The sequence below is a fragment of the Mycoplasma testudinis ATCC 43263 genome (assembly GCF_000687795.1).
GTDB classification, from domain to species: Bacteria; Bacillota_I; Bacilli_A; order Mycoplasmatales; family Mycoplasmoidaceae; genus Mycoplasmoides; species Mycoplasmoides testudinis.
Genome location: NZ_JHXT01000018.1, coordinates 18404 through 33886, shown reverse-complemented (window position 1 = coordinate 33886; position 15483 = coordinate 18404). Strand labels below are relative to the sequence as shown.

At 32.3% G+C, this 15483-nt stretch carries 8 protein-coding genes; all 8 read left to right on the top strand.

Annotated features, from left to right (window positions below):
* Positions 1-441 precede the first annotated feature (441 nt).
* The 8 genes from T384_RS06590 (at position 442) to T384_RS0104605 (ending at position 15470) form a co-directional block, all read left to right on the top strand.
* The gene (locus T384_RS06590) at positions 442-2301 is read left to right on the top strand and encodes a S9 family peptidase (protein ID WP_036499247.1); all 1860 of its coding nucleotides are present in this window, start codon (positions 442-444) and stop codon (positions 2299-2301) included.
* A gap of 442 nt (positions 2302-2743) precedes the next feature.
* Entirely contained in the window at positions 2744-5668 is a 2925-nt protein-coding gene (locus T384_RS0104635; protein ID WP_027120039.1) for an OppA family ABC transporter substrate-binding lipoprotein, read from the top strand.
* Positions 5669-5858: 190 nt separating this feature from the next.
* A complete protein-coding gene (locus T384_RS0104630) occupies positions 5859-8768 on the top strand; it encodes an OppA family ABC transporter substrate-binding lipoprotein (RefSeq protein ID WP_027120038.1) in 2910 nt (969 codons plus the stop codon).
* Between the two features lie 377 nt (positions 8769-9145).
* The gene (locus T384_RS0104625) at positions 9146-10270 is read left to right on the top strand and encodes an ABC transporter permease (protein WP_027120037.1); all 1125 of its coding nucleotides are present in this window, start codon (positions 9146-9148) and stop codon (positions 10268-10270) included.
* A 2-nt stretch (positions 10271-10272) separates the two neighbouring features.
* Positions 10273-11517: an ABC transporter permease gene (locus T384_RS0104620; RefSeq protein WP_027120036.1), complete on the top strand. Its 1245-nt coding sequence runs from the start codon at positions 10273-10275 to the stop codon at positions 11515-11517.
* 20 nt (positions 11518-11537) lie between these two features.
* Positions 11538-12650, top strand: coding sequence for an ABC transporter ATP-binding protein (locus T384_RS0104615; RefSeq protein WP_052663557.1), 1113 nt, complete (start codon positions 11538-11540; stop codon positions 12648-12650).
* On the top strand, positions 12634-15009 hold the full coding sequence (locus T384_RS0104610) for an ATP-binding cassette domain-containing protein (protein ID WP_027120034.1): 2376 nt from the start codon (positions 12634-12636) through the stop codon (positions 15007-15009). Before T384_RS0104615 ends, T384_RS0104610 begins: the two co-directional genes overlap by 17 nt.
* Positions 14973-15470 (top strand): DUF3899 domain-containing protein, encoded by a 498-nt coding sequence (locus T384_RS0104605; protein WP_027120033.1) that lies wholly within the window; start codon positions 14973-14975, stop codon positions 15468-15470. Before T384_RS0104610 ends, T384_RS0104605 begins: the two co-directional genes overlap by 37 nt.
* Positions 15471-15483 lie beyond the last annotated feature (13 nt).

Genomic DNA, 15483 nt, shown 5'->3' with positions numbered 1-15483 from the left:
AAACCAAATCTAGTTTTGTTAATAATAAAGCAATTCTAAAAATTGTTTATTTAGGCATCATGAATTACGAACGCGACGATAGGCAAATGAAAGTTCGTAATTGGCAAAGTATAATTCAGCAACTCGAAATTCTATTTGATATAGATTTGCAACCAGAATAAATACAAACACTTAATTTATTGTTCAATCTTGACCAAGAGTCAAAGATTTGCGCGTTTAAATAATGATAAAAACGGAAAATTGCGAAAGCGTTTCCGTTTTTTAGTATACTTTTAATAACACGATGTCAATGGTTTCAAAGAAATCTAGACATTAACACACTTAAATCATTACTTCCCAGATTTAAATGAGAATGGTTTTACAGAAAATCTTTATAATAGATTATCTATACTTAGATAATTTATACTAATAAATATTAACGAAAAATTAAACGAGAGATCAATGGAAAAAATAACTATTAAAGAGTTTTTTGAAACCCCAAATTATTGGGAGTATGACTTAAGTCCAAATGGTGCAAAATTAAGTTATTTAAAAAAGATTGCAAGTCGAAGCAATATTTTTGTTAAAGATCTTAAAACAAATAAGGAAATTCAATTAACTTCTTTTAAAGACCGATCCGTTGACGGATATGGTTGAATTGATAATAAAACCTTGTGGTTTTTAAAAGATATTGGTGGTGACGAAAACCATCATTTGTATATTGTTGATTTAACGACTAAAAAGCACGAAGATGTAACTCCCTGAAAAGGGGTGAAAGTTGCCGGAGTAAGTGCTTTAATTCACCAAGTCTTTTTTGAAAAGAAAGCCAAATACAAAAATCTTATCAGAGTTAGCCACAACAAACGGAATAAAACTTTTTTTGATGATTACTGATACAACATCAAAACAAAGCAATGAACGATGCATATTCAGAATGATGAAAACATTGTTGATACTTTAGAAGACGAAAATTTTAACTTAAAATATCGAACCATTACTGGTGCTGGTAAGAGTTTTGTTCAAAAATTGAATAAGGATGCTAAATTTGAAACAATCAAAACTTTTGACTCCCAAGATAATTTTGAATTATTGCATTTATATCCTGATGGTTCAGTTTTGACTGCAAATAACATTAATCGTGACAAAATTTGTCTGATTAAATATCACGATGTTAATTTAAGTGATCAAAAAGCTGAACTAGTATTTGAAGATAATTTAGTTGATGTTTATCGGGCATCTTTAGATGAACAAGATCATTACAAACTAAAAGCAATAATTTTAAATAAAGAATATTGAGAATTTAAATTTCTGGATAAAAAAACTAAGGAGTTTTATGCCAGTATTCAAAAACTTGCATGTGCTAAATATCCCGATTTAAAAGGATCTTTGTTTCTTACTGTGGCAAAATCTGTTGATCGAAATTATTATGTTTTCCAGACTTTAAGTGACAATTCTAATTCACAATATTTACTTTATGATAAGTTAAAAAACAATATTGAAATTTTAAACCCTGAACCTAGCAAATTAAATGCTAAGAATTTAGTAAAAATGAAACCAATTTCATTTACGGCAAGAGATGGTTTAAAAATTTCTGGGTATTTAACTTTGCCTAAAAATGCTAGAGGTCCCGTTCCGTTAATTGTTAATGTTCATGGCGGACCATGACATCGCGATTCATGAGGGTACAATCCAGAAGTTCAGTTCTTGGCAAATCGTGGTTATGGGGTTTTGCAAATTAACTTTAGATCATCGACAGGTTTTGGCAAAAAATTCTTTGTTGCTGGTTGGCACCAATGAGGTCTTGCGATGCAAGATGATATTACCGATGGAACTTTATGAGCTATTAAAAATAAATATACTTCTAAAGATAAAGTTGCCATTTATGGTGGATCGTATGGCGGATATGCAACATTAATGGGAATTATCAAGGAACCAGATTTATATAAAGCTGCAGTAGATTATTGTGGAGTATCTGATTTATTTACTTTATATGATAGTATGCCACAATACTGAAAAACACCTGGTAATATCTTTGATGAAGCGCTTGGTAATCCCCACAACAACCAAGCTTATGCCAAAAAAGCTTCACCAATCTTTCATGTTAAAAAAATTAAAACACCATTATTTGTTGTCCACGGTGCTAACGATCCGCGCTGTACGTTAGAACAAGCAAATAAAATTGTAGATGCATTGAAAACCAAAAAAGTTCCAGTCAAATTATTAGTTAAAGATAATGAAGGACACGGCTTTCACAACGAGGAAAATCGTTTCGAACTATATGAAGAAATGGAAAAGTTTTTTAATGAGTATTTAAAAAAATAAATAATTGTGTTTAAATAGAAAATTTAACTTAGAAAATGCAGGTCAACAATGGTCTGCATTTTTTATATTATCTAAAATAGCATTCATTTATAAGAACACGATTTTTTGTAGAAAATATTTTTTTTTCGTTTTTTTTGCTAAACTTTAAACAAGAATATAGAAATAGTTTCTTTCGAAAATAATAAAATCGGTTTTTTATAAATCAATTAAATTCTAAAACCTGTTCAAGTTATCACTTTCGAAAACATACTTCAAGTAAATTTCTTAAATAGTAAGTAGGTCATTCACTATTTATCTATATTCTTAGATTTCATTATTAAATGAATGTGCAGATGTTGCTCAAATATCATTTTCAATATCAATAAGATATGAAAATGAATTTCTGTTATTTTCGCATATTAGTAATAATTTGAAGATTTAATTTTTTAAGGAAAATATAAATATGGTTACTGAAAATTCTAGAATAACTTTAAAAAAGAAAAAGCGCCGTAAAGCCTGATTCTTTAGTGCTGGATTTGCATTAGTTTCAGCAACTGGTATTATTGCTGCAGCTTGTTCAGGAGGTGCAGTGGGGGATTTAAATACATTACCTCAATCACGTACTTACGTTGCTGAGCTTAACTCAGTATTCGCTCCTACTTTTGGTAATTACGACAAAAGTAATTCATTTGGTGGTCAACAAGGCCGCTTAGATGAATTGACCGGAACAGGATTAATTCGCCAACAATTTGTTGGTCGTGCAGTGACAGAACAAGCAACAGTTGAAGGTCAATCTAAACCACAACAAGTGACTGTAACTCCAACAGTTTGGCATTACCGATTAGAATTGGCGGAAGCTGTAGTAGTTACTCCAAAAGCGAATGGTACTACTCCTGCTACTCCTGTTGTTTTTACAAATGATAAGCATGAAAAAACTCCGGAAGCAGATCTAAAAACTGACAAAGGGATGCGCTATAAGGATGGTTCAGTTCAGGCTACTAGTGAAGACCAAACATCAATCAATAGTAAGAAATTTGAAGAAACTCTACAAGGAGCCACTAAAGTTCAGTTCGTTGTTAGACAAAATGTTCCTTGAGTTAATTCTAATGGTGAGATAGAAAAGAACTCTGCAGGACAAGATTACACGCTTTCTGCACACGATTTCTATGTTTCATGAAAACGTACAAACATTTATCAAAATTTTAGTTCACGATATGCTAATGGAGTAGGTGGTTCACCTGCGTTAGATGCTACAATGAGAACGATTGTTGCTGCTTCTGATCGTCGTCCATTCTCTCCTACTCAACAAGGTTATAGCAATGCGTACGTATACAATTTGTTTGGTATAGATAATTCTAAATTTGATACTGAAACTGATTTTGTAACTAAAGCTACAGTTGGCGGTCAAGAACGTGACGCTGTTACGTTTGATGGTACAACTGACGGTATTCAAGCAGTCAACTTTATGCAGTTTTTTTCTGATGATTTAACTATGGTTCCTGCACCATCTCAGTATATTAAAGATCACGTGAATGATCCAATTTTAGTTAATCAAAACGATCCTGCAAATACTGCTGCAATTCAAAATGTTAAAACTGCCCTTCAAAATGTTTCAGCAGATTCTCAAGTTAGACAATATGGTATTTATTGATACGGTCAAAGTGCAGTTAATACATTATCAGTTTCTCCATATTTTGCACAAGGATTTAACAATTCTAATTTCCGCGAAACCTGACGTTTGAATACACACTATTGAGACAAATCATATGTTGATGACCCAACTGTTTTATTAACTATTCAACAATTGTATCAATCGGCAGCTCAAGCACCTGCGGCTTTTAATACACAATTATTCCGTGATTACATTCAAGGTGTTACAAGTAATGCATCATATGCTAACTTAACTCAAAGCGATCGTGCTACAGTTGATGCTGATGCTGCTAGATATGGGTTAGCTCAAATTCCTGCGCCAAATGTAAACGGTTCTATAACTAGACAAACCCCGTTATTGATCCCACACCGCACTACATCAGACACTGCTACGCCGTTATTTAATGATAATTATATGAAATTATTGTTTGGTGGAACAGTAAACGGAGTTAAAGAAGGAAAAGTAACAAATGTTTTATCAAAAGCCGCTGGACAAGCTGCAGCATTTAGATCTATTGTTCAAGCTGCAGTAAACTGAGAAGCTGTAACTCAATCAGTAGACACTTCTGGTAATTCTATTACGTGATTAAATAGACTTGCTCCTGATTCATTTATTAATGGCTCTGATGGAATAACTAACCAATTGAATCCAACCAATATTGTGAGAAATAATAGCGAAGTTCTAAATACTAGAGTGGCATGAAGTGCAGATGGTACTCCTGTCGTTGGATCTGGTATCACTCCTGCTCAAAACGATGCTGCTAGAAGAAGTGCGAGTGAAAATGATAGCTTTAAATCTGCAAGCTTCACCCAACTACAAGCTGCTATGAAAACTCTTTTAGATAAGTTCTTTGAAACTAATAACTCAAATGACACAACAATTAAATGAGTATTGGCTGCTGATGATTCTACAAATGCGACCGATGGTCAAGTTAATGCCGAAAAACGTGTTGTGGAAACAATTAAACAATTAGATTCTCGCTTAGATCCTGTATATCAACCAATTACAGGTGGTGCTGATCAGTTTAACGATTTGTGATTTGGAAGTTTTGGTTTAATGACTTATGATATTACTGGTTGGAGTTATGACTATAATGGAATTGGCTCTGGTTTGGACCAATTCAGTTGACAAAGTGATTTCATTCCATATTTAGGTGTCTTAGGTAATGCTTTAAAAGATACATCTAATTCAGCAAATTCTTGATCTTTAACTGCGCAAAAAGCTACACCAAAAATAGCGAAAGCTGCACAAGATTTTGTCACTTTTTTAGGAGCATCAGATCAAGCTATAAAATTATCAGTCCCAGTAGATAAATGAGATAGTCTTCCAACTTGAATTGTTCCATTTGATCCTGAAGCTTCTGGGGAAAATGGTCAAAAAGGTGCATTAGTTGATGTTAACAATGGTGGTAAACTTCAAAGCGCTTTATCAGATTGGAAATGAGATACTGCTAAAAGCAGAGTAGAAGTAAGAAGTGATAGTGAAAAAAATAGTTTCACAGATCCATTTGCAATTTCTGCAAGATTCTGGGCTCAGTATCAAAACAAAACCGCTAACAAAGATTTAATTGAGTTAAGTAAAGAAATGACTAATTTCTTAGGTGTTCAAGTAAGCCGTTCTGTTATTGTTTCTACCGGAACATATACTCCTGCTTTAAGTAATCCTAGATATGTTATTCCAACTTCTCCAGCTGGGGTTGTAAACCTTTCTAACTACCGCGTTTTACCAGCAGCTTAAAGTTAGTTAACCTATATTCTGAAAAAATTATTGTGCTTATTTAAAAAGTGTCGGTTTATGCCGATGCTTTTTATTTTTTTTCTTTTTTGGGTGACATTTTATATTTGTTTTTATGGCCTTTAATTTTTTATATAAGTTAATAGGAGTAAAATAATAGACATCATATACACATTGTGTTAGGAAAATAATAATGTTACTTAATACCAAAAAGAATCTTAATAAACATAAACGTAGAAAAATTTGATTTTTTAGTGCTGGTTTTGCTTTAATATCTTCTACTGGAATAATAGCTGCTGCCTGTGGTCCTAGTGGGAGTGTTGGAAACTTATCTACTCTTCCGCAATCTCGAACTTATGTTCAAGAATTGAATTCAACTCATTCAGCAACTTTTGGTTCGTATGATCGCAGCGCATCATTCGGTGGTCAATTGGGAATTTTAAATGAAGCTAGTGCAGTCAGTTTAATTAGACAACAATTTGAAGGCCAAGCCGTTACTGAAAGAGATACAGTAGTTGGTCAACCAGTTTCTCAAGAAGTTACTGTAACACCAACATTTTGACACTTCAGATTGGAACTTGCTGATTCTGTTATAGTTACCAAACAAGATAATAGTGTTGTAATCTTTTCTAATGACAAACATGAAATCAAACCGGCTGGCGACCTAAAAACAGATAAGGGAATGCGCTATAAGAATGGGTCAGTTCAGGCAATTAGTAATGATCCAGAATCAATTAACAGTAAAAATTTTATAGATACTCTCCAAGGAGCAGTTAAAGTTCAATTTACAGTTCGTCAAAATGTTCCTTGGGTTGATTATCACGGAAACATAGTAAATGATCCACAAGATCACCCTTATATGCTGTCTGCAGAAGACTTTTATGCTTCGTGAAAACGTACTAACCTTTTTCAAAATTTTAATTCTCGTTATGCACCAGGAGCTGGTGGATCTAAAGAATTAGATCAAATAATGCGCAAGATTATCAGCCCATCTGATCGAAGACCGTTTTCGTCTACACAGCAAGGTTATGCTAATTCTTATGTTTATAACTTGTTTGGTATTGATAATTCTAAGTTTGACAACGAATCAGATTTTATTAATGATGTCAAAATTGATAATCAAACCCGAAAAGCAATAACTTTTGATGCCATTCCAGGAACTGGAATTCAGGCTATCAATTTTATGAATTTTTTTTCAGACGATTTAACTATGATTCCTGCGCCATCAAAATATATTGAAGACCATATTGATAATCCAATTTTAATTAACCAAAATGATCCTGCTGGTACCCAAGCCATTAATGATGTTAAAGAAGCACTTGCCAAATTACCTAAAACTGCAGAGGTAAGACGTTACGGCATTTACTGATATGGTCAAGACGCAATTAATACATTAACTGTTGGTCCATATTATGCAATGGGATATAATTCATCAGGTTTCAGAGAAACCTGACAGTTAAACAAACACTATTGAGATCAATCGTATGTCAATGATCCTTCCGTTTTACTTGTTTTGCAGCAGCTTTATCAACAAGTTCCACAATCAGCGTCTGCTTATAATACACAGTTATTTCGCGATTATATTCAAGGTGTAACAAGTAATGCATCGTATGCAAATTTATCTGATTCAGATCGTGCAACTGTTGATGAAAATGCAGCACAATATGGCTTAGCAAGAGTTCCTGCACCTAATGTAAGCAATTCGATTACTCGTCAGACTCCTTTGTTGTTACCATTTCGTACCACTTCAGATACAGGCCAAGCATTATTTAACGATAATTATATGAAATTAGTTTATGGTGGTACTTTGGATCAAGTAAAAAACGGAACACTTACTAAAGTTTTATCTCATTCGGCTGGAGAAGCTGCAGCATTTAGATCAATTGTTCAAGCAGCAATTAATTGAGAATCCGTAAAACAATCAATTGATACTTCGGGCAATTCTATTACATGATTATCTCGACTTGCCCCAGATTCATTTATTGATGGTAAAGATGGTTCAAAAAACCCGCGAGACCCCAATAATGTTGTTCGTGTTTACAGTGAAAAATTAAACACAAGACAAGCTTGAAATGCAAACGGAACACCTGTTAATGGAAGTGATGGCACACCACTTGCTATCACACCTAAATTAAATGACGCAGCAAGTCGAAGAGGTGGTGAAAATCAAAGTTTCCAATCTGCGGGTTTTGCACAATTGCAAGTTGCTATGAAAAATCTTTTAGATCAGTTTTTTAAGGAAAACCCTACTGCTGATAAAAGTATTAAATGAGCTTTATCTGTTGATGATAGTACTAACCCTACTGCAGGACAAATTAATGCAGAAAAACGAGTAGTGGACACTATAAAATTACTTGATCCTGAAGGGAGATTACAACCTTCATATCGACCAGTAACTGGTGCCGACCAATTTAATGATTTATGATTTGGTAGTCATGCACTTATGGTGTACGATATTTCATCATGAAGTTATGATTATAACGGAATCGGATCAGGATTTGATCAATTTAGTTGGCAAAGTGATTTCATTCCATATTTAGGGGTTTTAGGTAACGCTTTACAACCCAATTCAACAAACAATTCTTGAGCTTTAGATGCACAAAAAGCAACTCCTGAAATTGCTAAAGCAGCAATCGCTTTTGTGGCTTTTTTAAAGTCTGCTACACCAAAAATCAATCTTGCTATTCCTGTTGAACAATGAGATAATCTTCCGACATGAATTGTTGCATTTGATCCAGAGAAAGAAAATAAAGATAACACTAAAGGAGGTTTGATTGACCCAGATAATGGTGGCAATCTTCAATTTGCTTTGGCAAACTTCAAATGGGATGGATCAAAAGTAGTTACTAAAAAAGACAGCGAAACTTTTACAGATCCTTCTAGTATCTCTGCACGATTTTGGAATCAATTTCAAAGAGATAACAATAATGCAGATTTAATTGAATTAAGTAAAGAAATGACAAATTTTTTAGGTGTTCAAGTGAGTGCTTCAATGGTAGTTCCAGCTCAAGAATTTGCACCAGCTTTAAGAAATCCGGGATATTTAGTTCCAACATCTCCAAGTGGAACTGTGAATTTTTCTAATTACCGTCTGAAACTCTAAGGTAATTTTTCGAAAATAATATTAGTAATTAACAGTTTTTATACAAACAAAAACGATTATTTTACATTTTTGGATAACTCGCTCTTTTTATTAATAGGTTATAAATAAAGTTGTTTTTATTAAACGTTAGGATATAATGTTAAAGAGTTGTTTTCAATGACTCTATTATTTGATTATTACTTTTGTTTTTAAAAACAATGTTATTTTTGGTGAATTTTACTGACTTTTAGTCTTTGCTTAAATAGAAATGAATATAAAATTCTTTTTCAAAAATAACCTTTTTTTACAAAGTTAATCTCTTTACTGTAAATTTATTTTTAAATTTTCTGAACATAAATAAAAACACTATTCTTCGAAAAGAGGATTTCTATTTACAAATGTTTACTTATATTCTTAAAAGAATAGGCTTCGCAATAATAACTTTGATTATTATCATCTTTGTGGTATACATTTTAGTTGCTTTATTTTCGGATAATCCTTTCTTTATCCCACCAGGTGAAGTACCTCCGCCAAGAACGACTTCAGAAATTGATAATGCTGTTCAAAACTCGATTCGAGCTCACTTCTTAGCTCCAGGTTCCACAGCAACAAATCGGATTCCTGAAAATGTACTTACCAGATTTGGCTATTTTGTTCAAAGTATTTTTGACCCACAACAACCATTTGGTCAAGTTTTTAATCCTGCTAATTTGCTTGGTCAAAGAAATATTCCCGCATTATTTTTTGGAAACCTAAGATATACAACAATCATTGTTTTACCATCATTTATCGTTAGTTCTATTTTAGGAATAATGTTAGGAGTATTTGCTGGTTACAAGCGTGGAAAAATTCTAGACACAGGAATTAATTTCTTTGTCGTTTTCTTTATTGCTTTACCTTCATTTATCCTTGCTCCTATTGCAATCGCTATCACTTTCTTTTTAAAAGTTGCTCCTTCTCGATTCTTACAATTTGATACTCCAGGTCAATCAATGCAAGCGGTTATTAATTCTTGGATTACTCCAATTGTCGTATTGACTTTAGTCTCGCTTGCTTCTTATACGTCGTATACTCGTAACCAAGTAATTACGGTGTTGACTTCAAATTACGTATTAATTGCAAAGTCAAAAGGACTTGGAAAAGGATCAATCTTTTTCAAATACGTTTTAAGAAACATCTCAATTCCTTTGGCTAGTATGTTAATACCAAGTTATATCTTGTTATTGTCTGGTTCTATTGTTATTGAACAATTCTGGAATGTTCCTGGTAGTAGTCGGGTAATTGTGCAATCATTCCCGAATCACGAAATTAATATTATTATGTTTAATATTGTTTTCTTTACTGCGCTTTCGATCTTTACAACTATTTTGGTAGATGTTTCTTTTGTTTTACTTGATCCAACCATAAAATATGCTCAAGCTTCACAATATAATGTTCTAAAATTTGCTAAATCGTATATGATGCGTAAAAAAAATATTAATGCAATTAACCAAGCAGCTATGACTGCAAAGATAGGAGGGTAATTATGACTGAACAAGAATTTAATAAACGTTACGGACTTAATGACTCCTTAAAAGAGAAAATTGTATTTTACAAAAGCAAAGATTCTGCTTTTGCATCTTTAGCTGGGCGACCAAAAAAGTTAGTTGCAGAAATTTTTAAACGTTTTTTCAAAAACCCATATGTAGTTGTTGCTTTTGCAGTTTTTATTACCATTATCTTGATGGCAATAATAATTCCACAAACTTCACCATATTTTGCAGTAACTCCTGTATCAGATGGGTCGGTTAGCCCTTTTTATCGTAACTTACCACCTTCATACTCTCCGTTCATTTCTAGCCCTAATCCCGATATTGTAAATCGTATTAATGATTACAAAAATCCAAGTTATTTTGGTGGTGTTTTGTCACAATATGTTGCTAGCGCTCAAGATGTGACAGGACAAGCATTCTCCCAAACTTATAGTTATGATGCTTACCAATTCTTTTTTGCAAACTCGTTAGATCGTTTGTTATTAGCCCGTTTTAATTCTGATTCTACGATTGTTCCTCCACAAGCTGTTTTAGATCAATTAAAATCGCAAATTGTAATTCCATACACTATCTTAGGAACAGATGCAAATGGTTATGATGTTTGAACTAACAACTGGGTAGGAACTGGTCAAAGTATTGCTTTATCGATTATTGTTTCAACGTTTGCTATGGCGATTGGAGCTTCAATTGGTGCCGTTTTAGGTTTCCATGCGGGTAAATGAATTGATACTTTGTTTATGCGTTTGATTGATATTTTTACTAGCCCACCAACACTCCTTTGAATTTTAATCTTTGTTAGTTTATTTGGAACTAGCAACACTGCTTTAGGAATTATTTTAGTTGTTACTAGTTGGCCTGCAGCGGTGACTGGAACTCGTTTGTTTATTATAACTGTTAAAGATAATGAATTTATTACTGCATCTCGTAGTATTGGTGCATCAAAGGTTCGTTTAATTTATGGTCACGCTTTACCTACAATTTTAGGTAAGATTGCAAACCAATACGTTCAAATGATTCCATCAAACATTTTGGCAGTTTCTTCTTTGGCCTTCTTAGGTTTCTTTAATGCTAGAGATAGTGCAAATTTAGGACAGTTGTTGCAAGATTCTGTAGAGCAATTAGGTAATAACTTTTGGATGTTGTTGTTACCATCGTTGATTCTTGTGTTCTTATCAATTTCGCTTTATTTCATTTCTGTTGGCGTCCACGATGCCCTTGATCCAAAAATTATTCGCTAATTTTAGCCCTTTAAAATATTATGACTGATACAAATATTAAAGAAAATTCGACTATTCACCTAGAAAAGAAAAAAGACAATAACATTTTGCTTTCTGTAAAAAATTTGAAAGTCAGTTTTAAAATTCGCCGGAAAACCTTTATTAACATAATTAGAGGTGTAGATCTAAAAATTGCAAGGTCGCAAATTGTGGGCGTTGTTGGTGAGTCTGGTAGTGGTAAATCTGTCATGTCCAAAACTTTATTAAATATTAACGAAAATGCAATTTATGGTGCAGATAAAATGGAATTGGACGGAATTGATTTAACAAAATTGAAACACGACCGTCAGTGACAAAACATCCGTGGATTAAAAGTAGGATATGTCCCTCAAGATCCTCTTACTTCCTTAAACCCAACCCGCAAGATTAAAAATCAAATGCTTGATTCTTTAAATCAAAATAAAGAATGAAAGAAAAAACCATTAAATGAAAAGAAAGAATATTTAATTGGGTTATTAAATAATTTTGGAATTCGTAACGCCAGAAATGTTTTTGAGTATTATCCAGAAGCGTTGAGTGGTGGGATGAAACAACGGGTAGTAATTGCTATGGTTATTGCCTTGCGTCCTAGTTTAATCATTGCCGATGAACCAACAACAGCTTTAGACCCAACTGTTCAAGCTTCCGTATTAGCTTTGTTTGAACAAATTCGACAAGAAATGGGTATTTCAATTATTTTGATTAGCCATAACATTTCAGTTGTTGCTAAATTCTGTGATTATATTTATGTAATGTATGCTGGAAGAATTGTTGAACGCGGAACCAAATATGACATTTTTGCTGAACCTGCACATCCGTATACTTGAGCTTTAATTTCAGCTATCCCTGAAAATCGCGAAGATCGTCTATATTCAATTAAGGGGACACCGCCTGATATGGCTAATCTTCCATTAGGTGATCCTTTTGCATTGCGATCTGATTATGCATTAGAGATCGATTTTGAAAAAGAACCACCAATGATTGATATTAGCAAGACGCATGCTGCAGCTACTTGATTATTACACCCAAGCGCTCCTAAAGTCGAATTAAGTGAAACTTTAAAGCGTCGTCTCACCGAATTTAAGAAGGTTTTTTCTGATGAATCAAACAAATAACAAAAGAGTCGTTTTAGGAATTCAAAACCTAAAAAAATATTTCTTAAACAAAGGAAACATCAACAAAGCGGTTGATGGAGTTTCTTTTGATTTGCACGAAGGTGAAATCGTTGGTTTGATTGGTGAATCTGGAAGTGGAAAAACAACAATCGGTAGAGCGCTGTTACGTTTATATGAATCGTATAATGGTTTTGTTAGTTTGAATGGCAAAATTATTTCTGGAAAAAGGATTTCTCGAAAGACCCTTCGTGAAATGCGCCGGAATATTCAAATTATTTTTCAAGATCCTTACGCTGCTTTAAATGGTCAAAAAAACATTTATAGCATTTTAAAGGAACCTTTAGTAGTTAATAAAATTATTCATGAACAAACTAAAAAATTGTTTAAAAACAGATTAAATATTAAAAAAGTTTTTAAGACAGAATTAGCTATTAAAGTTTTAGAAGTGGAAATTAAAAATCAAGAATTACTTTATAGTCTTGCAAAACCTTATGTTGATAGATGGTCTAAACTTTTACCACAATTAAAATTTGATTCGAATATAAGTGCTGATGATAATTTCAATTTACTTTTTTCATATTTAGATGAAGAACAAAAACTGAATACAAGCGTTATTAATCAAATGTATGATGGTCTATCAGAATTGTTGAATTATTATTACCAATTACAAGACCAATTTTTGAAAAAAGAATTTTATTATGATGATTCCCATTTAGTAAGTGCTCAAGAAGAACTAACAAAAATAAAATTAGGCAAAAAATTCGCTCCAGAAATTCTCATTGAAAAAAATAATTTAAAAACCACTAAAAAAGAACTTAAACTTTTAATTCAAGAACAAAAAGATTTAGTTAGAAATGCTAAAAACGTTTATATTAATTACATTGATGAATTTAAAAATGAACGAAAACTAAACCAAATAGAACGTTTGAATTCTATGCAAATGAAAAATTTTAGAAGATTTCACAGTTTAGAACTCTTAAACAATAAAATGATTTCTATTGTGGCTAATTTTAAACATAATTATCAACATTTATCTTTTGAAGACGCACAAACAATAGTTGGCGAATTACAAAAATACAGCAAAGAATACTACAATGAAAATTTTCAAAATGATGTCTTTGATAAAAATATTGATTTTGCAACTAAATTTTTAAATTTTAAATTTAATGATTCTGAATGAAAACAGAAAAATGATTCAAATTTAAATCGTTTTAAAACTGAAATCAGCAAGAAGCGTGAAGAAATTCGTGCTTTAAAATTAAAAATTCACTCTCAAAAGACATCTGCGGATTTTGCAGGAATTCACTTAAATGCTCGTTTAAAAGTTGCAGAATTGAAGAAAAATATTTTAAAAACTATTAATGCTCATCATGCTGAAAATTGTAAGCAGGTTAAAGTTTTAGACACAAAGATTAGAAATCTAAACCAACAATATTTAGCAGAAGTAACAGAACCAAAGAAAAATTTAGATAAGATTTTCTTTGAAAAGAATAAAGAATTCAAGCTCTTTTATGCGAAAAATTATGTCTCAGAAAACGAAACAAGAAAATCGCAGCAAAAAATTAGTGCAACTATTTTAAACGCTTATGAAACCAGATTAAAAGATAAATATGAATCATTAAAGTCTTTTAAAATCGAAAAACAATATTTAAGTAAAGATATTTTTTCATTAAAACTTCTTTTTGGATACTCTTGAGCCCCAAGTATTCACAAAGAACATAGTTGAAAGCATACAGTTTTGGATATTTTGCTGTGACCATTAGTTTTTGTAAGAACACGTGGCCTTTTAATGAAGTCTAAAATTTATGGCGCTCTAGAAGACGTTGGATTATTAAAACAATTTGCATATCGTTATCCTCATGAATTTTCTGGAGGTCAACGTCAACGGATCGTTATTGCTAGGGCTTTAATTACCCAACCAAGTGTTGTTGTTGCTGACGAACCTATTGCTTCATTAGATATATCTATTCAAGCGCAAGTTGTTAATTTGTTAAAAGATCTTTGTTTGCAAAAAAATATTGCTATGTTATTTATTGCACATGATTTGTCAATGATTGAATATATTGCCAATCGTGTAGAAATTATTCACTTGGGTAAAATCGTGGAAGCTGGTGAAACTCCTGAAATTTATGCTAATCCAATTCACCCATATACAAATAATTTGTTTAAAGCTGTTCCTAAAATTTCAAACGCTAACAAAAAATTTGAAAATATAAAATTTGAAACTGAATACTTAAAAGAACAAGTTTATCCAAATGTTCCAACAGATCACAAAATCAAAGAAGATCACATTGTTTACGGAACCGATGATCAAATTAAAAAATGAACCAATCAACCAAAAGCGAACGAAGAGAACTAAAACGACTTAAATTAAAAGCTTATTTTCAAATGGCTTTTCACGATAAGTTTACTTATATCTATTTTGCCGGATTTGTCTTTTTATTCATTCTTATTACGTTAATAATTCATTATGCTTTGCATAGGCTAGTATTAGATTCGTTTAGTGTTGCAGGCGCATTATTATTTGTTGTGATTGTAGCGACACTATTAGTTAAAGCAGGCTTTCTAACACCCTATTTAGCTAGACGTCATAAAAAACGAATGGAATTAATTCAATACAAAAAAAGTCAATTGAATAAGATTTCTGATATGAGTCGCAGAAATTATGAACGTCGCAAATTAGAATTAATGGAAGAGACCCAAAAAAAATATCTTGATCAACAACCGACTCAACCAGTCCGCAACAATTTTATTTGATACGTTTTATTGTTCGTTGTTGTTATTTGTTTAATCGTAGCTATAGTTTTGTTGTACGCCTAATTAATTTATAGTT